Here is a 21,534-nt window from a genome sequence, read left to right as displayed (position 1 = left end):
ACTTTTTATCTAAACAGCGTGAATTATAGCCCGTTGGCTAAATGAAACAACCATGTTGCATTCTCAGGCAATTAGCGTGGTTTGAACAAAAATTTCCCCAGTGTCACCAAAACCACTGCGGAAACGATGACGGCTAACGCGCACCATTCTGTGGTGGATAGGCTTTCACCGGCAAAACCAATGCCCAACAATACCGCAACGACCGGATTGACATAGGCATAGCTGGTGGCAACAGCGGGACGGACATTTTTCAGCAAGAACATGTAAGCACTGATAGCCAGCATGGAACCAAAAACAATCAAATAGAGTAGTGAGAGAATTCCTCCCATCGAGGGCATTTGATTGAGTTCTTCGCCGCTTAATGCACTGGCAAGCAACAGAACAACGCCAGCAACCAGCATTTGCGCCGCACCAGACATCGCTCCACTGGGCAATGCCAGCCGTGAGCTCCAGACCGAACCGAATGCCCAACTGGCAGACGCCAGTAATATCAGCATCGCACCCAGCGGGTTACCTAATAAGTTGCTGCCGGTATTGAGTAATATAATGCCCACTAGCCCAAGAGCAATACCCGACCATTCCAGCTTAGTATTACGCATTCCCCATAACATACTGAAACACAGAGTGAATAATGGAACGGTCGCGACCATAACGGCAGCAATACCGGAGGGGACATGTTGGTGTTCTGCAATGGTGACCAAGCCATTACCGATAGCCAATAGTAAAATACCAATTGCGCTGGCACCCATCCATTGGCGCAAAGTCGGCAGAGCATGACCGCGAATAGCCAGGAAGCTGAACAGTAAGACCCCGGCAATCAGGTAGCGTAATCCCGCCATCATCAACGGTGGCCAGCTTTCGACCCCGATTCGAATGACCAGATAGGTAGAACCCCAGACGAAGTATAAGGTGAACAGTGAACCGACCAGCAACCACAGATTACGACTATTTTGCTTCAGCATAGTTATTCAATAGGAAAGGAGCAGTAAAACAGAGATGTATCAGTAAACATGAGAATAGTGATGGTTACCAAAGGTTTTTATTATTTTTTTACGTTTTAATTTTTCGTCTAAAATTTTCGTTAAAACAGAGGGTTATTCTTATGGTTAACAACTGCCGGGTTAATAGACAGTGACAAAAGCTACTCTTCTCAAGAAAGCAAAAATTGCTTCAGGCATGATGCATAAAATCAGGTAGCTTAACTGAGCTTATATGACAATTATCAGACAAGGTGAGTGATTTATGGGGCCGATGGGGAGTCAGATTAGAATACGGATTACTAATGTTATACGTGCTTATTCTGGCCTGGCGGTACTGTTGTCACTGTTTATGATGCCAGTAGCCGAGGCGGCACAGAGTGAATATGCTTTTTTATCTCTCAGCGCGTTACAGCATAACCAACGGGCTGTCGCGCAAAATAACGAGAAAGGGCAAGAGCAGAGCCCCGTGGCAACACAGCAGGCTTATCGCCAGTTATTGCAGCAAGCGGACAAAATACTGAAACAACCCAACCCCAGTGTCATGGATAAAACCAGAGTTCCGCCCAGTGGCTCTAAGCATGATTATCTGAGTCTCAGTGCGTATTGGTGGCCAGATAGTCAGAAAAGTGATGGTTTACCTTGGATACGCAAAGACGGGCAGATTAATCCCGCCAGTAAAAATGAAGACAGTGATGCTGTACGTTTGGCTGATTTTACTGCAAAAGTACAGGCATTGACGTTAGCTTGGTATTTTTCCGGTGAACAGAAATATGCGGATAAAGCCATTAGCCTGATTCGAACCTGGTTTATTGACCCGGATACCCGCATGAATCCTAACCTGGATTTCGCTCAGGGAGTGCCGGGAATTGCTGCAGGGCGCGGAACTGGAGTTTTGGATGGGCGTTATTTTGCCACTCGCATTGTCGATTCGTTGATTATGCTACAGCAGAATACAAACTGGACGGTGCAAGATGAAAAGCAGATTCAGCACTGGATGACAGAGTATCTACAGTGGTTACGCTACAGTGCAGCAGGTAAAAAAGAAGCTGCGGCGCAGAATAATCACGGTAATTGGTATGTGGTACAAGTGGCGGGTATCGCCTGGTATTTGCAACAACCAGCGGTCGTGGTTGAGATGGCTGAGTTGCTGAAGACCAAACTGAATACCCAATTAGCAGCAGATGGTTCACAGCCGCTGGAGTTGGCACGAACGCGCTCATTCCATTACAGCTACTTCAGTTTGCAAGCGGCTATACTGATGGCCCAATTGGCGGATAAAGTTCATGTCGATCTGTGGCATTACCGCACTCCGAATGGCAGTGGTTTAATTAAAGCGCTTGATTTTATGGCTCCTTATTCTAACGAGCAAAACAAATGGCCCTACCCTAGTCTTGATCATATTGGTGTACGACTCGTGCCTCTGATGGTTCAGGCAGACAAAGCGTTGGGTGAAAATCGCTATCAACAATGGATACAGCAAGCTGACTTTTCTGCTACAAATAACCAGCGAAAAGGTGCGGCAACTGAAGCCTTGCGTGACCTTGGACTATTATCTGTATCGGTTAACAAATAGTGGATAATAAAAAGCCGGGAGGGATCTCCCGGCAAAATGTGATGACTGCTAATAAAATAAATTCACAAAACACGATGAAGCATTCAAACAATAACGCAATGAGGGTAATGCAAATCAATAACGACTAGAACTGATAGACCAGGCCAACAGCCAGAACGTTATCAGTGTTCAGTTTCAACTTATTATCGTCGTTAAGTTGGTTGATTTTATAATCAACATAGGTAGACATGTTTTTATTGAAGTAATAGTAAGCACCGATATCAACATATTTAACTAAATCGGCATCACCAATCCCTTCGATATCTTTTCCTTTAGACTGAATATAAGCCAAAGAAGGTTTTAATCCGAAATCAAACAGGTATTGCGCAACTAATTCAACGTTTTGTGTTTTATTAGCAAAACCACTGACGCTGGTTGAGACATTATTAATAACGGCAGTGCCGGAAATAGGCGTCATATTACGTGTTTCGGCGTAAGTTGCACCTAAGTAAACACCGTTATCGTCATATTTCAGGCCGGTAGTCCAGGCATCTGCTTTATCGCCTTTACCAAATCGACCTTCTTTCTGTGCGGTGGTGCGGTTAGATGAGGCATAGGCCGCACCGACACTAACACCTGCACCAATTTCATAGCTGGAAGACAAACCGAAGCCGTCGCCATTCTGTTTAGTAGCATCGGCACGGCCATTGGCGCTGTCAGACTCACTGCCATTCTTGCCTTGATATTGCAGTGAGAATTTCAGGCCATCAACCAGACCGAAGAAGTCAGTGTTACGATAAGTGGCAACACCTGTTGTACGGCCAGTCATAAAGTTGTCGGTTCTGGTGTAGCTGTCATTACCGAATTCTGGCAACATATCGGTCCAGGCAGCGATATCATATAATACGCCGTAGTTACGACCATAGTCGATCGAGCCTAATTTCCCATAACGTAAACCGGCAAAGGCTAAACGCGTTTTATTATCTTTTGTTTCCTGACTTTCAGCATAGTTAGCTGCAACGTTATATTCCCACTGACCATAACCTGTCAGTTGGTCGGTAATTTGAGTCGCACCTTTAAAACCAAAGCGGACATAAGACTTGTCGCCATCACTTTTATTATTATCAGAGAAGTAGTGCAGTGCTTTTACTTTTCCGTATAAATCGAGTTTATTGCCGTCTTTATTATAGATTTCTGCTGCATGTGAAGTTGTGGCAACTAATAAGGCTGGTACAAGGATTGCCAGAATATTACGTTTCATATTTTTGCCCTGTTTCTCTTATTTAAAAAGACGCGAGTAGTAGAATTTTTTTGCTGTATTCAATATCTGTCTGAATTCATCCAGCGCAGAATTTTTACCGCATCTGTGTGATATATTTATGACAAAACATAAATAACTGCGACATTGCGTAAATATTGTTCATTTTTATTGGCGCTAAACTGACACTTCATCTGTAGCCTAAATAATTCTAGTTCCAGGAAGACGGCAAGCGAGATAATCCCGATGAGCTTACATAAGTAAGTGATTCGGGTTATTGAGTGTAGCCAACACACCTGCAGCTTGAAGTATGACGGGTATGGTGCTTTCGGGCTGACGTGAGCGTTGCGGTGTGGGACAATAGGGCAACATTCAGTTTAGATAAGATATGCATGGCGTTGTCCCCGGCAGTAAAAGAACAAATAAGTCAGTGGTATAAGGCTCTTTCGCAGCAGATTCCGGATTTTATTTCCCGTACGCCGCAGCGCCAGATGATCGCTGAAGTGGCGAAAACGCTGGCCGGTGATGCTGGCCGACATTTGGCTATCGAGGCACCGACGGGGGTCGGTAAAACCCTGTCTTATCTGATCCCTGGTATTGCTGTCGGCCGGGCAGAAAGCAAACCGCTGGTGGTCAGTACCGCAAATGTGGCGTTACAGGATCAGATTTACAGTAAAGATTTGCCGCTGTTGAAGAAGATTATTCCCGACCTTAAGTTCACCGGTGCCTTTGGGCGTGGGCGCTATGTCTGTCCGCGTAATTTGGCGGCGATGTGCACCGATGTCTCCGGGCAAGGGGATTTATCACTCTTTCTCGGCGATGAGTTGGCACCTGCCAATGGTGAGGAGCAGGCAACCTGTTTAGCGCTGTCCAAATCATTGAACAGCCATGTCTGGGACGGGCTGCGTGACCATCATCAGTTATCACTCAGTGACAGTTTGTGGGCTAAATTAAGTACCGATAAAGTCAATTGCCTGGGGCGTAATTGCCATTATTTTCGTGAATGTCCATTCTTTATTGCCCGCAAGGAAATCGAGAGTGCGGATGTGGTGGTTGCCAATCATGCATTAGTCATGGCGGCACTGGAAACTGAATCCGTATTACCTAATCCTAAAGAGCTGCTGCTGGTGTTGGATGAGGGGCATCATCTGCCCGATGTCGCCCGTGATGCACTCGAGATTGAAGGTGAAATCACCGCTGTTTTTGCCAATATGCAATTGGATATGATTGTTCGGTTGGTAGATCAATGCATGGTGCAATATCGGCCTAAAAACCCCCCCGGTTTAGCTAATCCCGAACGTTTAAAAGACCATTGCGAACAACTGCGTGAGCTGATGCTGAGTGTCGAGCAGCAAGTAAGCCAATTGCTGCCTGCCGATGGCAGTCCGGCAGTATATCGTTTTGAAATGGGCGAACTACCCGGCAGCTTGACGGAAGATTGTGCCAAATTATTCAAGTTAACCGACGCTTTGCGTGGCCTGGCTGAGTTTGTTCTCAATGATTTAAGTGAACAAACCGGCAAGCACGATATCGTGCGGTTACATCGTGCCATTTTGCAAATGAGCCGGACATTGGGTTATCTGGAGGCCATGAGCAAACTTTGGCGCTTGGCGGCGATGGCAAAAGCGTCGAATGCGCCGATTTCCAAGTGGGTTACTCGCGATTATCGCGAGAACCAGACGCACCTCTATTTCCATTGTGTGGGAATCCGCGTCAGCGATCAGTTGGATAAAATGCTGTGGCGTAAAGTGCCACATGTCATTGTCACATCGGCCACTTTACGTTCGCTTAATAGTTTTGCGCGTTTGCAGGAACTTAGCGGATTGAGCGAGAAAGCCGGAGACCGGTTTGAAACCTTGTCATCGCCGTTTAATCATATCGAGCAAGGGAAGTTGATTATTCCCAAAATGCGCTTTGAACCGACAATGGCCCATGAAGCTGAGCATCTGGCAGAAATGGCGCAATTCTTCCGTGCGCAACAAGCCAGTGGGCGACACAAGGGCATGTTGATCCTATTTAGCAGCCATCGGGCGATGCAAACTTTCCTCAGTCATGTCACTGATCTGCGCTTAATGTTGTTAGTTCAGGGCGATCAACCGCGTTATCGGCTGGTTGAAGAGCACCGCAAGCGGGTGAAAAAGGGCACAGCCAGTGTATTGATAGGTTTGCAATCCTTTGCTGAAGGATTGGATTTGAAAGGTGAATTATTAACTCAGGTTCATATCCACAAGATCTCATTTCCTCCTATTGATAGCCCGGTAATTCTGACTGAAGGGGAATGGCTTAAATCGTTGAATCGCTACCCGTTTGAAGTTCAAAGTTTGCCTAGTGCGTCATTTAATTTGATTCAACAAGTTGGACGTTTGATTCGTAGTAACCAATGCCACGGTGAAATTGTTATTTATGACCGGCGTTTATTAACCAAAGGCTATGGCTCACGGTTGCTGGCAGCATTACCTGTTTTTCCCATCGAACAACCGGAGATGCCGGAGGGCAAAGTTGTTACTACTCCCATGGTGAAGACGGCTGCTAAGGCCGCAGGGAAGAAAGCACGAAGAAAACGAACCGCCTTATAGTAGCCGCTTGATAAGCTGGTTTGATTATTGAAACGGAGCGAGTGATTATTCCGATTGATAATCTGCCAGCCTATATTGCGATTTACTGCAATTTCATGGCAAATATCATCCCTCAAATTAATAATTTCTGAAAAAAACCATTTGATCTGAAATCTTTTCTGATAGGCATAAATCCAGTGACTAATATTATATCAACCGCTGGTGAGCTGACTCTGACAAGTTAAGCCTGGCAGTACCTCCGGTGAAAATTGCTGGTTATTGGTTAGCGGCAATGCTAACTGCTATCGACATATTTGGCGGGCAGAGGTAGATCAGAATGAAACAGCTAATGGCAGAGTTTATTGGCACTTTCTGGCTGGTGTTAGGCGGGTGTGGCAGTGCAGTATTGGCGGCAATGTTCCCGGTGGCGGGTATTGGATTTCTCGGTGTGGCGTTGGCATTCGGGCTGACTGTTGTCACGATGGCTTATGCATTAGGGCACGTCTCTGGTGCGCATTTTAATCCTGCGGTATCGCTTGGTTTATGGGTCGGAGGTCGTTTTTCGGGTACGCAATTGATCCCCTATATCATCGCACAAGTGCTGGGGGGGCTAGCGGGAGCGGCGGTTTTGTATTTAATCGCCAGTGGCAAGGCCGGTTTTGATGTCAGCGCTGGTTTTGCCAGTAATGGCTTTGGCGTACGCTCACCGGGGGGTTATAGCTTACAAGCGGTATTGGTCGCCGAAGTGATTCTAACTATGGGGTTCGTGATGGTGATTATGGGGGCGACGGATATACGTTCTCCGGCAGTCGCCGCTCCGCTGGCGATCGGTCTGTGCCTGACACTGATTCACTTAATCAGCATTCCAGTAGATAACACTTCAGTTAATCCAGCCCGTAGCACCGGGGTAGCCATTTTTGCTGGTGGAATTGCATTACAGCAGTTATGGGTATTTTGGTTAGCACCTTTAGTCGGCGGAGCCTTAGGAGGAGCTATCTACCGTGTGTTGTTTAGCCCACCGGAAGAGTTAAATAATAGATAGAGAATATACAGGCCACTGATTCACTCTCCGCAGTGGTCTGTTTCCCCCCGCTAACTTATTGCCATTAGCCCGCCAGAGATATTGCTATCTTCAGTTTTTATCCCCCACTTAACCTGATAACTATTTCGGGCATATCCATCCCTATCGATGATAAAGTTTAAGTAATATATATTTTCGGAACATTGATAGGGGAAATGCCGCACCATGGATTACAGCAAAATTATCAAAGAGATTGGGCGTGGTAAAAATCATGCCCGTGACCTGGATAAGAACACCGCCTACGAATTGTATAAAGCTATGTTGGCAGGGCAAGTACCGGCGCTGGAACTGGGAGGGATTCTGATTGCATTTCGTATCAAAGGTGAGTCAGAGCAGGAAATTCTGGGATTTTATCAGGCGATGCAGGAACAGATGATGGTATTGCGTGCCCCTGCTGGCCACCCATTACCCGTCGTCATTCCGAGCTACAACGGAGCGCGTAAACAAGCCAATCTCACCCCGTTATTAGCATTATTGCTTTCACGCCTTGGATTGCCGGTAGTGGTTCACGGTGTGATAGAAGATAGCAGTCGGGTGACCAGCGCCGAGATTTTCCAACAATTAAACATCCCCTGGTCACACAACTCAGCAGAGGCTCAACAGCGTTTGGATAACGGGCTGCCGGTGTTTATTCCCGTTTCAGCGCTATCCGCTCAATTGGACGAACAATTACAGCAACGCTGGCGTATGGGGGTCAGAAACAGCAGTCACACTTTGGCAAAGTTGGCTACACCCTTTATTCACGATCAAGCACTGCGCCTTGCCAGTGTATCTCATCCAGAATATATGCAAAAAGTTGGCGGCTTTTTCCAGGCGATCAGTGCTCCAGCACTGCTACAACAAGGGACTGAAGGGGAAGTTTATGCAAACCCGTTACGTTGCCCGCCAATTCACTATATCAATAACGGTGAGCAGCAAATTTTACTGGATCGCCAACCAGAACCGGGTGAGCTTGAATTACCTTCGTCGAAAGATGCAGCTATAACCGCACGCTGGATTGAGGATTGTTTGGCTGGTGTTTTACCTATTCCAGATTCTATCCAAAAACAGCTGGCATGCTGTTTAGTTGCCGCGGGGCAGGTGAACACAGTCGAACTTGCACAGCAACAGATTAATGACTTATACGGAATCACCATCACTCGGTAGATGTCATGATGTTATTGTATATTTTATTAAGTTTGGGTTATATGAATAGTTGTAATGGATATTTTTCTATTTAAATGAATCTTACTTTATAAAATATAAAGTTTTTTATTTAAATATAATCGTGGCTTGTTGTCATTTTTGATAGTGATAGACTGAATAAGTCGTTTTGTTTTCCTGCCTTAATAAGGTTTTAACGAATAATTGCTGAAAAGGAACGCTATGCAACAAGCATTGAACTACTTTACTGCTTTGAACAAGGATTATCTGGCTGTTCATCAGGCCAAAGAAGATCTTTTCTGGCAGAACTACATGGGGCTGGGTGGAGATGATATTGCACAGCAGTTTTCCGCGGCTGAGACTGTTTATAAGCGTTTTATTTCACAGAGCCATCGTTTAAAGGAATTACGTGATCTGATTACTCAGTTAGAAAGTGAACCCGCTACCGCGGAGCGTGATGAGTTACTGCACGGCTTGCAGGGGTGGTATCGCTTTTTTGATTGTAATGCCATTGAAGATCCGAGCACACAAGCCTTACTTGATAAGATTATTGCTGCCGAATCATCGTTTTACCAGCGGCGCAAAGCCTTCACCTTGACACATTTAAATACTGCCGGTGAGCGGGTTCCGGCTTCCTTGGGGGAGTTACTGACTAACCAAGGCACCAATGAGAATGCGGAATGTCGATACAGTTCGCATTTGGCATTACGTGAGCTGGAACAATGGCTACTACGCAATGGCTTGCCTGAACTAATTAGTTTACGTAATCGTTTTGCGCGAAAATTAGGTTATCGCAATTATTTTGATTACAAAGTAAATAAAACCGAACAGATGACGCCGGAACAGCTATTTGCCATTTTGGATCGTTTCGAAGAACAGACGCGCGAGGCAAATTTACGTAGTTTGCAGCAATTAGCTGAAGAGAAAGGCCCAGAAACGCTGGAACCATGGAATATCCGCTTCGCCAGTGGGGGTGATGTTACCCGCCAATTAGACCCTTATTTCCCCTTTGCTGAGTCACTCGACCGCTGGATCAAGAGCTTTAAGCGGCTGCATATTGGTTTTCGTGGCGCACAGATGAATTTAGACCTGCTGGTGCGCAAAGGGAAATATGAAAATGGGTTTATGCATGGGCCAGTACCGCCTTTTGTTGATCAGGGGAAATGGATACCGGCGCGGATCAACTTCACGAGTTTGGCTAAACCGGATCAGGTTGGAAGTGGTGCTTCGGGCCTAAATACCTTATTCCACGAAGGTGGTCATGCGGCTCATTTTTCTAATATTGTGCAAAACTCGCCATGTTTCTCACAGGAATTCCCACCAACTTCGATGGCTTATGCCGAAACGCAATCCATGTTCTGTGATAGCCTGCTTGATGATGCTGATTGGTTAAAACGTTATGCTAAAAATAGTGCGGGTGAATCCGTTCCTGATGCATTAATTCAGGACAGTATTCAGGCGCGACAACCTATGCGAGCTTTTAATGATCGCCATATTTTATTGGTGCCCTATTTTGAATGGCAGCTCTATCAGTGGGATGAATCACAATGCACGCCAGAGGCGATGACTCAGCTTGCTCGAGATATTGAGCTAAAAATTCTGGGTGTCAGCGGCAGTCCACGTCCGACATTGGCTATCCCGCATTTGTTATCAATGGAATCCGCTTGCTCCTATCAAGGTTATTTATTGGCATTGATGGCCGTAGAGCAGACCAGGGCATTCTTCCTCAAGCGTGACGGTTATCTGACGGACAACCCGGCTATTGGCCCTGATCTCGCCGAACATTATTGGCGTCCTGGTAATAGTGTCAGTCACGATGAGACATTGCGCAGCTTGACCGGAGAAGGTTTCAATCCAGATTATCTGGCCAAGGTGTGTAATCAAACCGTTGAAGAAGCCTGGTGCGAGGCACAGAAGACAATTGAACTGGCGGCAATACGCCCACAATCGGCAGCAGATTTTGACTTAAATGTCACTTTGCGAGTAGTTGATGGGGATGAACAGCTGGCTGACAATCTGCAAGGTGATGAGGCAATGTGTCGCACATTCGCGAGCGCAATAAATGCACGGCTCAAGTCAGTATAGTGTATTGTTTTTTTTATATAAAAAAAGCCCATCAGGTTTGCTGATGGGCTTTTTCTCTTACGGCAATGACAGGGCTGATAAACTCCAACTACATTGCTGTAATGTATCTAAGGGTAAATTAATTATAAATAACCGCAGTACCGTGCATCAAGTTATTGCCTGTCGCTGAAGTGATAGTGAAGGCTTTAGCACCAGCAGCATCTGCTTTTTCTGCCAGTTGTGCTTTCAAGCTGCTCAGGTCAGTGACGCCACTGACGGAGATTACACCAACTTGCTCTAATTTAGCTGCATCCTGGCTGCTAACGTATTCAGCAGCAAAACTACCGAAAGATAAAGTAGACAGGGCGATAACTGCAACGAAATTTTTGATGCTTTTCATGATGTATTCCTATTCGATTTTAAGATTGAAAGGGCGTTTCCTTTCGATGGAAGCTATATTACGCCCTTGTTGAAATTTTAAAACCGGATAGAATTGAGTTATTCATTCAAAATATTTGACTTATAATTACCGAGGTTTCATCCCCTCTGGCCGTAACAGATCAAACCGCAAATCATCGGTAATCTGGTAATAAGCACTGGGGCCACCGCCACGTAAAATAGGTTGAGCAGCGGCCGTTTGGTAAATCCCCTCGGCATTGAGCAGTCCAGCATGAATGTGCACAGCGATAACTTCACCTAATACCAGCCAGTTATCAATTACTGCACCTTCAGCATTTTTTAACTGAATGCATTGCGTCAATTTACATTCAAAATTAACCGGACTTTCTACCACGCAATCGACATTGACTCGGCGTCCACGTCTGGCTGTCAATCCGGCAAACTGAAACTCATCTTGATCCCGTGGCAGAGAGGCTGAGCTATTATTCATGGCCTCGGCCAGTGGGCGGGTCGCCAGATTCCAGACAAATTCCCCGGTTTCGGTGATATTCGCTACGCTATCTTTCCAACCACTACTGGAAAAACCAATAATTGGTGGGCGGTCACTAAAGCAATTAAAGAAACTATAAGGTGCAAGATTACGTTGCCCAGACCCGCTTACCGAGGAGATCCAACCAATTGGACGCGGGCTAATAATGGATTTCAGTGGATCATGCGGCAGACCGTGGCCTGCTGCTGGTTCGTAGTAATAATAGTTTTCTGCGCTCATACATTCCTACATTGCACCATGGTCAGATAAGGCCAGAAAAGATTAATTCATCCGGTATTCTGGTTTGAGATAAATCGACGGATAGCGAGTAGCCTCTTTTGCTGCTGACCCGTTTCACATGAATTTATGCTATCTTACGCGCCAGAAAATGCCTATCAGAGAGTCAGTACGATGGAAAACAAAAAAGTATTCCCGAAAGAAAAAAGTGGATTGCACCCGCGCAACCGTCATCGCTCACGTTATGACTTTGATGCTCTTTCAGCGAGTTGCCCCGAGCTAATCCCTTTTTTGGCACCGACTGCTTACGGGGATATTTCTATCGACTTCGCCTCCCCACTGGCAGTAAAAATGCTGAATAAAGCATTATTAAAACATTTTTATGGTATTGAATATTGGGATATTCCGGCTGACTTTTTATGTCCACCGATTCCAGGTCGTGCCGATTATGTGCATCATCTCGCTGATTTATTAGCCAGCTGCAATGACGGAGTTATCCCGCAAGGTAAGAATATTACGATACTGGATATTGGTGTGGGAGCGAACTGTATTTATCCTATTATTGGTCAACGGGAATACGGCTGGCGCTTCACCGGGACTGACATTGACCCGCAAGCCTTGAGTGCGGCCAAAATGGTGGTATCCATGAATCCGACACTGAAAAATACCCTGCGACTTAAGCAACAAAAAAATCCGCAAGCGATTTTCGACGGTATCTTGGCGGTGAATGAACGCTACGATGCCACATTGTGTAATCCACCGTTCCACGGCTCAGCAGAAGAAGCAGCAGCAACCACGCGGCGCAAACTGCATAAACTGGGTAAAAGTGAAGTTGCAGCCAAGCCGGTGCAAAACTTTGGTGGCAAAAATAGTGAGCTGTGGTGTGAGGGCGGGGAAGAAGGTTTTGTCAGCCGCATGGTGGCAGAGAGCGCGACCAAGGCACAAAACTGCTTCTGGTTTACTTCACTGATCTCTAAAAAGACAACATTACCTGCTATCTATCATGCTCTGCGTTACGCCAATGCGGTTGAAGTTCGTACCATTGATATGGCCCAAGGGCAGAAAGTCAGCCGCTTTGTTGCATGGACGTTCCTGACGCCGGAGCAACAGGCGGCCTGGAAAGCTGAACGCTGGTCATCCCCTACGTCCTTGACGCTACAGCAGGATTAGCGGGGTGCATTTACCCGAATCACTGACTTGTATCAGTTTAACGTAATAGGTTTACTGGCCGTCTGGTGGCAATATCCACTTATCTGGATATTGCCCTATTTCTTAATATTTTATTTCAATATTGCTTAGTTGGCTGTCAATCTAAATACTTTCGGCTATGCTAATTAAGATAATTCTTAGTTAGGCAATATAGCCGACAAGTGTAGGTTTTATTTTGATTTTTTCTCTATATTTAATTTTATTTACTCAACTATCTCATCGTCCAGGGTGAAGAATAAAACTTAAAGAAAATTCTATTAAGGGTTTTCTGGGTTTTGTTGTGCAAACACGTTAATGGTCACATGACTTATTTGCAGCACGATCTTTCACCATAAGGACTCAACTTATGTTGTTCAATTTCAGCTCATCTCATGTATCAAAGCGCGCCGAACTGACCTCGATTGATAGTGCCGTCCCTATGATTATTTTCAAACCTGATGGCACAGTAAAACACGCTAATACCTTATTTCTACAGGCTATGGGATACCAACGAGAAGAGGTCGTCGGGAAGCATCATAAACTGTTTTGTGACCCGAAATATGTACAAAGTGATGCTTACCGTCGTCACTGGCAATCGCTCAATGAAGGGCGGGCCATTACCGATAATATTAAACGCATTCGCAAAGACGGTACTATTATTTGGCTACAAGGGACATATACGCCGGTGCTCGATAGCCAAGGCCGGGTGGTGGAAATTATTAAACTTGCCAGTGATGTCACTGAGCGAATGTTGCAGTCTCAGGAACATCAGAGTTTATTGGCTGCGCTAAATCGCTCAATGGGAATGATCACCTTCACACCCCAAGGTATTATTTTAGATGCCAATGATAATTTGCTAAATGTTATTGGTTATTCACTGGCTGATATTCGGCATAAGTCTCATCAGATTTTGTGTACTCCAGAGTTCGCTCACTCCGATGAATATCGTCTGCATTGGCAGCGGCTAGCCCGTGGTGAGTTCATTGTTGGGCGCTTTGAGCGCATGAACAGTCGTGGTCAGCGTGTTTGGCTGGAAGCGAGCTATAACCCGATTATGGACAAGGAGGGGCAGGTACTGAAAGTGGTGAAAATCGCGCAGGATATTACGCAATTGATGTTGCAGCAGGAGCAGGAAGAGAATCTGATTCGTGATGTGCACCATTTATCATTAACCACCGACCGGTCAGCGTCGCAAGGGGCTGAGATTGTCCAGCAGGCAGTTCGCGGAATGCAGGAAGTGGAGTCGGTTGCTCGCGAAACTTCAGATGTTATCAGCGAGTTAGGCCGTTGCTCGAACGAGATTGGCACTATTGTTGAAGCCATTCGCAAAATTTCCTCGCAAACTAACTTATTGGCAATCAATGCTTCAATAGAAGCGGCTCATGCCGGTGAACACGGTAAGGGTTTTTCGGTGGTGGCGAGTGAAGTGCGCATATTGGCAGAAAGTTCACGTAAAGCAGCCACTGAAATCGAGCATATGACCAAGACGATTCAGAACGGTGTGATGGCGGCGATTAAGGGCATGGGAGTATGTGTCGAGCAGGCTGGCGGCGGAGTCACGCTGACCCAAGATGCCGGTGAAGTTATCCATCAGGTGAATATTGGGATGCAAGATGTGGTGAAGTTGATGACGGCGTTTTCTCAGGTCAAGAATCAGCAACCCCATGTATGACTGAGTATTAGCACAAAAAAGGCGGTTATCAGTAAAGATGCCCGCCACAGGTCAAATGAAGGGGAATCGTGCCGTTGGGGTCGTAGTCGCGTAAGCGACCGGAGTGCCCCGAGGTGCGGTAAACCCTTCACTTACTAAGTTATCAACAACTTCGCCATTAAGCTCAGGCGGGTATCAGTAAAGATGCCCGCCTTTTCAATTTTAATGTCGTGATTTTATGGCTGTGCTAAATCACATATCAGGACACGTGTTGCAGGAATTCCTGTAAACGTTCACTGGGAGGATTTGAGATTAAACTATCTGGGTCACCATCCTGCGCCACCCGGCCTTTATCGATAAAGATCAGGCGTGATGCCACTTTTTGCGCAAAGCCCACTTCGTGGGTGACGATGACCATAGTCATACCTTCTTCAGCCAAATCTTTCATGACCGTCAAGACTTCATGACGCAATTCCGGATCCAGTGCTGAGGTTGGTTCATCAAACAGCATTAACTTAGGTTTGACCGCCAGAGCACGGGCAATAGCTACGCGCTGCTGTTGCCCACCGGACAGTTCTGCCGGGTAATGATGAGCGCGCTCTTCCAATCCCACCTTGGTCAATAGCTCCATAGCGAGTTTGTTGGCTGCTTCCTTAGAAGCGCCACGCACACGGATGGGGCCAAATGCCACGTTTTCCAACGCAGTCAAATGCGGGAACAGATAAAACTGTTGGAATACCATGCCTGCTTCCTGGCGAATCAGGCGTTCATCAACTTTGGGATCATTGACATCCAGGCCATCGACAATCAACTGACCACTGGTAATGACTTCCAGCTTATTGATACAACGCAGCAGGGTAGATTTACCCGAGCCGGAAGGACCAATAATAACCACCACTTCTCCCTTGGTGATATTCAGATTGATGTCGTGGAGCACCTGGGTTTTACCAAAGTGTTTGGAGACGTTTTTGAATTCAATCATATTATTTTCAGTTTTCTTTCTAACCGGCGCAGAACGAAGCTCAGAGCCAAGGTGATTATCAGGTAGATAACCGCAACCGCACTCCAAATTTCCATGGCGCGGAAGTTACCGGCAATAATTTCCTGACCCTGGCGAGTCAGTTCAGCTACGCCAATCACGATAAACAGTGAGGTGTCTTTGATGCTGACGATCCATTGGTTACCTAATGGTGGCAGCATACGACGCAGAGCTAAAGGTGCAATCACGTAGCGCAAGGTGTCGCGTTTGGACAAGCCCAACGCCAGACCGGCTTCACGGAACCCATTATGAATTGACAGCACCGCACCACGGGTGATTTCCGCGATGTATGCGCCTGAGTTAATCATGATCGTCACCACGGCTGCGGTGAAAGGATCGATGCGCACTGGCATCATCATCGGCAACGCGAAGTAGATGAACATCACCTGCACCACAATTGGCGTGCCACGGATTAGCTCAATAAACACTAATGCGATATTACTGCTCAGCCAACCGCCATAGGCGCGGGCAAAACCTGCTATAACCCCAATAATCAGGCCGCCAAGCAACCCCAGGACCGAAATCCATAGGGTTAACTTGGCGCCTTCAAGCAGGATTGGGATGGCGGGCCAAATAGCGCTCCATTCGAACTGCATGGATATTCTCCTGGTCTACACTCGTCATTCTTCAAGCTGCAGGTGCGTTGGCTACGCTCAATCACCCGAATCACTTACAACACAGTAAGTTCATCGGGATTTTCTCGCTTGCCGCCTTCCTGCAACTCGAATTATTTAGAGTATAAAAAATTTAAAAATGAATTACTTAGGTTCTACGCCAAACCATTTTTTATAAATTGCTGCGTAAGTGCCGTCTTCTTTCAGGGATTTCAGCGCTGCGTTAACTTTTTCACGCAGGTCACTGCCTTGTGGGAATGCGACGCCATACTGTTGGGCTTTAATGGAATCACCCACCGCTTTGAACTGGCCATTACCGGCAGTTTTGATGAAGTAAAGGATGTTGGGGGTGTCATGCAAAACAGCATCAGCATTGCCTGTACCTAGCTCCAAATACGCATTGTCGATATTCGGGAATTGGCGCAGGTCTTTGGTTTTGATGTTGGCTTTAGCATAATCGACAGAGCCGGTGCCGCTTTTCACTGCCAGCACTTTGCCTGCCAGATCAGCTTCGCCTTTGATGTCGTTGTTATTCGCTTTAACCATCACCAGCAAGCCGCTGTTGTAATAGCCATCAGAGAAATCGACTGCTTTTTTACGTTCATCGGTAATGGTGATGCCAGCCAGGGCCAGATCCACATTTTTGGTTTGCAACGCCGGAATGATGCCACTGAAATCCATTGGCTTCAGGGTGTATTTCAGATCCAGTTTCTTCGCGATGGCATCCCATAAGTCGATATCGAAACCGACATATTTATCCCCTTGTTTGAACTCAAAAGGAACGAACGCGGTGTCTGTGGCAACAATCAGTTCTTTTTCTGCGGCGTGGGAGCTAACGGCAAAGGCCAGCGCGAGAGCGGCCAATGAAACTTTGACAAGTGACTTCATAAGTGGGAGTTCCTTTGTGCTTTTGTGGATTACCCGTTGTTGTTGATATTGCGGTCAAACTACAACGCCAACCGCGCGGGGCATGGGGATCCATTTTTATATTTCAGGGTGCAATATGAAAAGATCGTGCCAGAAATGCAAGTTATTTAAAAATAAAGAATTTTCTCAAACTAATTAGCATGCCACTACTTAGCTTGCTTTGATTGCACCAAACTGGATCACCAAAATGGTGCGTTACTATCATTATGGTGCAAACATCCAATTATTTACTTATTATTAACTCTAGAGCCAATGATAATCAATCCATAACTAACATTGATGTAACAATATTGTTAACTGTATCGGATTTTTGTTCGAAAAGGGGGCAACAAGGGGGAGAGGGGGAACTATCTGAGTTGGCTATCTTTACTGCCACGGCGGTTATACCCGGAATGGGTTGTTTGACGCTTATCTAATTCATTTTGGCAGGTCAGGCAATGTTTAACACCGGCCAGCGCTTTGCGCCGCGCTTCTGGAATGATTTGACCACATTCCAGGCAATATATTTCGCTATCGCCTTTGCCCAGCGCAAGGCGGGCACGCTCAATAGCATCTTCAAGAGTGGAGTCAATTTGCTCTTGTACTGCACCGTCACCAGCCCATCCACTTGCCATATGACCTCCGTGAACAGAGCCGGATAGCCGGCCCTGTATTGTCGCAAAGAGTTACCTGTGCTGATTGGTTATTCTATGTTGGCTTCGAGGAACCACAGGAATTTATCAAGGTCGCGCGATGCGGCAGTAAACATGTCTGCGCTATCCTCATCCTTGACTTCTGTTATGGCCTTACGCACGAAGTTTGCGACCACACCATATCTGTCAGCCAGCTCTTTTAGGTGATCTTGCACGGTATGAATGTGGGTTGGATAGCTCTTCAACGGTGTTTTATCAGTGACAAGTTGTGCAGTACCAAGAGCAACGCCGCCGAGTTGTACTGCGCGCTCTGCAAAGGTATCCAGATGATCATTGATGGCAGTGCGGAAGCCATCGAGCATTTCATGGACGGCGATAAAATTGGCACCGCGCATATTCCAGTGCGCCTGTTTGGTGATAAGCGACAGATCAATAAACTGAATAACCATCTCGTTTAATAGTTTAATCGTCAGCGTTTTAGTATGTTCATCAACATCATTACGTGTATAAATGAGTTCGGAAGATTTTGCTTTTACCAGTTTTGCTGTACTCATAATAGGTATCCCTTTATTGAGTTGATTACCAATTTCTTCACCGCAATAAGTATAACAAAGATATTTAATTTTGCAGGACAGATAGTGCCTATCAATTAAATAGCTCATTGCTAAATCTGTTTGAAAATGTAATTTTGTGTTTCATGGCTAAAATATTATCATCCTTATTATTACGTCCAATTGATAATGGCTATTACTATGATTCATATATATTTTTACATTTAAAAATATAAGTGGTTTTATATGTAAACTATTTTAGTGTGTTATATCAGTATCGTATGCCGGTAAATTAATTTAACCGGCATACTCAACAGATTATTTCCGCGCACGAGCAACAATAAATAAGCGAGGAAATGCAAGTAAGCGCCGTCCATCCACTTGTTGTGGATATGCAGCATCAATAATAGTCAGGTAATCTTGCAGAAAATCCAATCGCATAGACTCAGAGAGCGGTTCAAGGAAAGGCCGTAAACCGGTCGCGCGTAGCCAATCGACGATCGCCTGCGCTGACGGCATCGGGTGGTAATAGGTGGTGCGCCAGATATCAACGTGCTCAGCATGGGGGGCCAGTAAGTCATAATATTGATTGGCGGTGAGCACTTTGGCGCGCGCCACTCCTGCCTCTTGCAGTGTCTGCTGCCACGGGCCATTTTCAGCGACTTCTCGCATGGCTCTATGGCTAGGTTCATCCAGATTGTCCGGCATCTGCACGGCAAGTATTCCGTTGGCGGCCAGTTGAGAAAAAAGATAAGGGAAGAGTTGCTGGTGGTCAGTTAGCCACTGTAGCGATGCATTGGCATAAATCAGGTCTTGTGGCTCGGTAGGTTGCCATTGGCTGATATCGGCTTCGAGAAAGGTGCAATCGGGCAAGCGCTGTTGTGCACTGAGCAGCATGGCCCGCGAAGTATCAATACCGACCAGTTGGGCGTCGGGGAAACGCTGACGCAACAGTTGAGTCGAGTTGCCTGGCCCGCAGCCTAAGTCGCTGATACGTTGCGGGATTACTGTCGCTGGAATATGGGCCAGCAGGTCGTGAGCGGGGCGGGTGCGCTCTGCTTCAAATTGGCGGTATAAATCGGGATCCCAGTCTTGCATGTGTGGCCTCCGGTAGAAAAACGTCTTATAGATTTTGTAATGGTCCGCTAAACAAGACTGCCCCGGTAGGTTGGCCAGTAGGCGAGCCACCATGAGGTTCCAAACTGATTGCCAGTATTGAATGACCTGTTAACTGGTTCTCAGCCAATGTCAGTTGTGTCGGCCCTTGTGTATTCAGTAACCCCAATGAATGTGGTTTTTCTCCAGTTGGAATACTCCATAATTCAAGGCTATTCGTATCACTGACAGTCACCGGATTCAGTGGTGTTAACGTCAAACTACGAGTCGATTTCTCCAGACTGACAACCCATTGGCCGTTCTGTTGGCTATTGGACAACACGGCCACCGGTATGGCTGTCGGCGGCTCGACCCATAAACGCGGGATGAGCAATATTGCTGCCAGGCCCGCAGCAACGGCCCAACCAGCATAAGACCATGGGTTACGTTTCATGTGGCGGGCATTGATCGGTGGTAACTGCAACTCCAGCCGTTTCCAAACGCGCTCAGGTGGCGCAAGTGGGTCGAGCTGACTATCTAATTGAGTAAATAGGCTTTGCCAACTGGCAACATCAGCGGCCAGCCGTGGATCGCGGCGGACTTTGCGTTCAAAACGCATCCGTGCCAGCCCGCGTAGGGTGCCCAGCGCATACTCTGCGGCGAGTGCTGAGTCATATTCGCGTCTGTTTTTCATAAGCCTACACAGTCCTTTAGGTGCTCCAGTGCACGACGTATCCAGCTTTTTATCGTACCGAGGGGTTGCTGCAAATGAACAGATATTTCCCCATGAGAAAGCCCTTGATAATAAGCCAGCATAATACTTTGGCGCTGCTCAACGGGCAGATGTGTCAGACAGTCGGCTAGTTGTTTAGCCTCACTGTCTTGTTGCAATTGCGCCAGCGGCGTTAGAGTGTTGTCGGTTAGCGAGTCGGTCTCGTCATCGTCTAATGATTGCAGGTGATTATCACGGCCCCGCATCAGGTCGATAGCCCGGTTGCGAACAATATGAGTTAACCAAGTGAGTGGCGCACTGAGTTGCGCATTGTAATGACCGGCCCGGCTCCAGACCGTGAGAAAACTGTCGTGTAAAACTTCTTCTGCCCTGGCGGGATTACGCAGCATGCGTTGGGCGACTGCGAATAATCGAGGAGATGTGAGACGGTAAAGTTTTTCAAAAGCAGACTGATCGCCTTGAGCAATGGCATCTATCAGCCCGACCTGCTGTTCCACAGAACATTCATTCATGCGCCAATCCCTAAAAAACCGTCAGGTGCAGTGAGACACTGCACCCAGTATAGACGGGTTTTATTTAGGCATCAGGACAGTATCAATAACATCGATCACACCATTTTTCTGTTGTACATCATAGGTACTGATATTCGCGATGTTACCTTTGCCATCTTTAATCTGAATATTATGCGAACCATTATTCATAATCCATAGTGGTTGGCCGTTGACCGTTTTCAGCTCAGCAGTCCCGCCTCCGGCCTTGATTTTATTTTGCAGTTGTTTCATATCGTACTTCCCGGCCACTACGTGATAGGTCAGGATTTGCGTGAGCAAGGCTTTATTTTCTGGTTTGACCAAATTTTCAACCGTACCTGCTGGCAATTTTGCAAAGGCGGCATTGGTGGGTGCAAACACGGTGAAGGGGCCAGCCCCTTGTAGGGTATCCACCAATCCGGCAGCTTTAATCGCGGCAACCAGGGTAGTGTGATCTTTTGAGTTGACTGCATTCTCGATAATATTTTTGCTTGGGAGCATCGACGCGCCCCCCACCATGACAGTGTCAGACATCATGGCGGCCATAGAAACACTGCTGAATACTAAAGAAGCACAGATAGCGGTACGAATGAGCGTTTTCATAATGTTTTCCTGTAGGTTGAGGTGAAGCCTTGCCTCACATCTACCTATACGAATCAGCAGGGTGTTTTGGATGCAAAAAAAGTGAAAAATAATGAATAAAAAAAGCCAACCCGCTTAATGACTGGGCTGGCGTGCTATTAATGAATCTGTCTTTGGCGGGAAACTGCGTGTTC

At 46.5% G+C, this 21,534-nt stretch carries 20 protein-coding genes; 7 read left to right on the top strand and 13 right to left on the bottom strand.

From position 1 onward, the window contains the following. Nucleotides 1–71 precede the first annotated feature (71 nt). A complete protein-coding gene (gene yedA / locus FTB31_RS08490) occupies nucleotides 72–962 on the bottom strand; it encodes a drug/metabolite exporter YedA (RefSeq protein ID WP_050075159.1) in 891 nt (296 codons plus the stop codon). Nucleotides 963–1,242: 280 nt separating this feature from the next. On the opposite strand from yedA, the gene FTB31_RS08485 reads away from it, so the two are divergent. Beyond that, nucleotides 1,243–2,553: an alginate lyase family protein gene (locus tag FTB31_RS08485; protein WP_227731280.1), complete on the top strand. Its 1,311-nt coding sequence runs from the start codon at nucleotides 1,243–1,245 to the stop codon at nucleotides 2,551–2,553. 124 nt (nucleotides 2,554–2,677) lie between these two features. On the opposite strand, the gene ompF2 is transcribed toward FTB31_RS08485, so the two are convergent. Then, nucleotides 2,678–3,793 carry a porin OmpF2 gene (gene ompF2 / locus FTB31_RS08480; protein ID WP_077293664.1) on the bottom strand — a complete coding sequence of 372 codons (1,116 nt, stop codon included), beginning with the start codon at nucleotides 3,791–3,793 and terminating at the stop codon, nucleotides 2,678–2,680. A 389-nt stretch (nucleotides 3,794–4,182) separates the two neighbouring features. Between ompF2 and dinG the strand changes: the two genes are divergently transcribed. From dinG to FTB31_RS08460, 4 genes are all read left to right on the top strand, one after another. Then, the gene (gene dinG / locus FTB31_RS08475; RefSeq protein WP_227731279.1) at nucleotides 4,183–6,366 is read left to right on the top strand and encodes an ATP-dependent DNA helicase DinG; all 2,184 of its coding nucleotides are present in this window, start codon (nucleotides 4,183–4,185) and stop codon (nucleotides 6,364–6,366) included. A 316-nt stretch (nucleotides 6,367–6,682) separates the two neighbouring features. Beyond that, entirely contained in the window at nucleotides 6,683–7,387 is a 705-nt protein-coding gene (aqpZ, locus tag FTB31_RS08470; RefSeq protein ID WP_050075163.1) for an aquaporin Z, read from the top strand. Nucleotides 7,388–7,591: 204 nt separating this feature from the next. Beyond that, a complete protein-coding gene (ybiB, locus tag FTB31_RS08465) occupies nucleotides 7,592–8,572 on the top strand; it encodes a DNA-binding protein YbiB (protein WP_050075164.1) in 981 nt (326 codons plus the stop codon). 219 nt (nucleotides 8,573–8,791) lie between these two features. Then, nucleotides 8,792–10,654, top strand: coding sequence for a M3 family metallopeptidase (locus FTB31_RS08460; protein WP_077174823.1), 1,863 nt, complete (start codon nucleotides 8,792–8,794; stop codon nucleotides 10,652–10,654). 118 nt (nucleotides 10,655–10,772) lie between these two features. On the opposite strand, the gene bhsA is transcribed toward FTB31_RS08460, so the two are convergent. Together bhsA and FTB31_RS08450 are read right to left on the bottom strand one after the other, a co-directional pair. Next, nucleotides 10,773–11,033 (bottom strand): multiple stress resistance protein BhsA, encoded by a 261-nt coding sequence (bhsA, locus tag FTB31_RS08455; protein WP_077174824.1) that lies wholly within the window; start codon nucleotides 11,031–11,033, stop codon nucleotides 10,773–10,775. 126 nt (nucleotides 11,034–11,159) lie between these two features. After that, nucleotides 11,160–11,801 (bottom strand): flavin reductase family protein, encoded by a 642-nt coding sequence (locus FTB31_RS08450; protein WP_050075166.1) that lies wholly within the window; start codon nucleotides 11,799–11,801, stop codon nucleotides 11,160–11,162. Between the two features lie 171 nt (nucleotides 11,802–11,972). Between FTB31_RS08450 and rlmF the strand changes: the two genes are divergently transcribed. Beyond that, nucleotides 11,973–12,968, top strand: a complete 996-nt coding sequence (gene rlmF, locus FTB31_RS08445; protein ID WP_227721762.1) for a 23S rRNA (adenine(1618)-N(6))-methyltransferase RlmF — start codon at nucleotides 11,973–11,975, stop codon at nucleotides 12,966–12,968. A 385-nt stretch (nucleotides 12,969–13,353) separates the two neighbouring features. Continuing rightward, a complete protein-coding gene (locus FTB31_RS08440) occupies nucleotides 13,354–14,658 on the top strand; it encodes a methyl-accepting chemotaxis protein (RefSeq protein WP_175628058.1) in 1,305 nt (434 codons plus the stop codon). A gap of 238 nt (nucleotides 14,659–14,896) precedes the next feature. On the opposite strand, the gene glnQ is transcribed toward FTB31_RS08440, so the two are convergent. The 9 genes from glnQ to FTB31_RS08395 form a co-directional block, all read right to left on the bottom strand. Further along, nucleotides 14,897–15,619: a glutamine ABC transporter ATP-binding protein GlnQ gene (glnQ, locus tag FTB31_RS08435; RefSeq protein WP_005168188.1), complete on the bottom strand. Its 723-nt coding sequence runs from the start codon at nucleotides 15,617–15,619 to the stop codon at nucleotides 14,897–14,899. Next, nucleotides 15,616–16,272: a glutamine ABC transporter permease GlnP gene (gene glnP, locus FTB31_RS08430; protein WP_050075169.1), complete on the bottom strand. Its 657-nt coding sequence runs from the start codon at nucleotides 16,270–16,272 to the stop codon at nucleotides 15,616–15,618. The genes glnQ and glnP overlap by 4 nt, the downstream gene beginning before the upstream one ends. Nucleotides 16,273–16,434: 162 nt before the next feature. Further along, on the bottom strand, nucleotides 16,435–17,178 hold the full coding sequence (gene glnH / locus FTB31_RS08425; RefSeq protein ID WP_004388693.1) for a glutamine ABC transporter substrate-binding protein GlnH: 744 nt from the start codon (nucleotides 17,176–17,178) through the stop codon (nucleotides 16,435–16,437). Between the two features lie 386 nt (nucleotides 17,179–17,564). Beyond that, complete coding sequence (locus FTB31_RS08420; protein WP_077174826.1) at nucleotides 17,565–17,831, bottom strand: DksA/TraR family C4-type zinc finger protein; 267 nt, start codon at nucleotides 17,829–17,831, stop codon at nucleotides 17,565–17,567. Between the two features lie 68 nt (nucleotides 17,832–17,899). Then, nucleotides 17,900–18,403 carry a DNA starvation/stationary phase protection protein Dps gene (dps, locus tag FTB31_RS08415; protein ID WP_050075171.1) on the bottom strand — a complete coding sequence of 168 codons (504 nt, stop codon included), beginning with the start codon at nucleotides 18,401–18,403 and terminating at the stop codon, nucleotides 17,900–17,902. Between the two features lie 315 nt (nucleotides 18,404–18,718). Further along, a complete protein-coding gene (gene tam, locus FTB31_RS08410; RefSeq protein WP_227731278.1) occupies nucleotides 18,719–19,498 on the bottom strand; it encodes a trans-aconitate 2-methyltransferase in 780 nt (259 codons plus the stop codon). Nucleotides 19,499–19,523: 25 nt separating this feature from the next. Next, nucleotides 19,524–20,189, bottom strand: coding sequence for an anti-sigma factor (locus tag FTB31_RS08405; protein WP_227720311.1), 666 nt, complete (start codon nucleotides 20,187–20,189; stop codon nucleotides 19,524–19,526). Then, nucleotides 20,186–20,740, bottom strand: a complete 555-nt coding sequence (locus FTB31_RS08400) for a sigma-70 family RNA polymerase sigma factor (protein WP_227731277.1) — start codon at nucleotides 20,738–20,740, stop codon at nucleotides 20,186–20,188. The genes FTB31_RS08405 and FTB31_RS08400 overlap by 4 nt, the downstream gene beginning before the upstream one ends. Before the next feature lie 60 nt (nucleotides 20,741–20,800). Continuing rightward, nucleotides 20,801–21,361, bottom strand: a complete 561-nt coding sequence (locus tag FTB31_RS08395; RefSeq protein WP_077174830.1) for a fasciclin domain-containing protein — start codon at nucleotides 21,359–21,361, stop codon at nucleotides 20,801–20,803. Nucleotides 21,362–21,534: the final 173 nt, after the last annotated feature.

This window comes from Yersinia proxima (assembly GCF_902170785.1).
In the GTDB taxonomy this organism is placed as follows: domain Bacteria; phylum Pseudomonadota; class Gammaproteobacteria; order Enterobacterales; family Enterobacteriaceae; genus Yersinia; species Yersinia proxima.
Note: the sequence above shows the minus strand (reverse complement) of the source record. Positions and strands in the feature narration are given on the sequence as shown.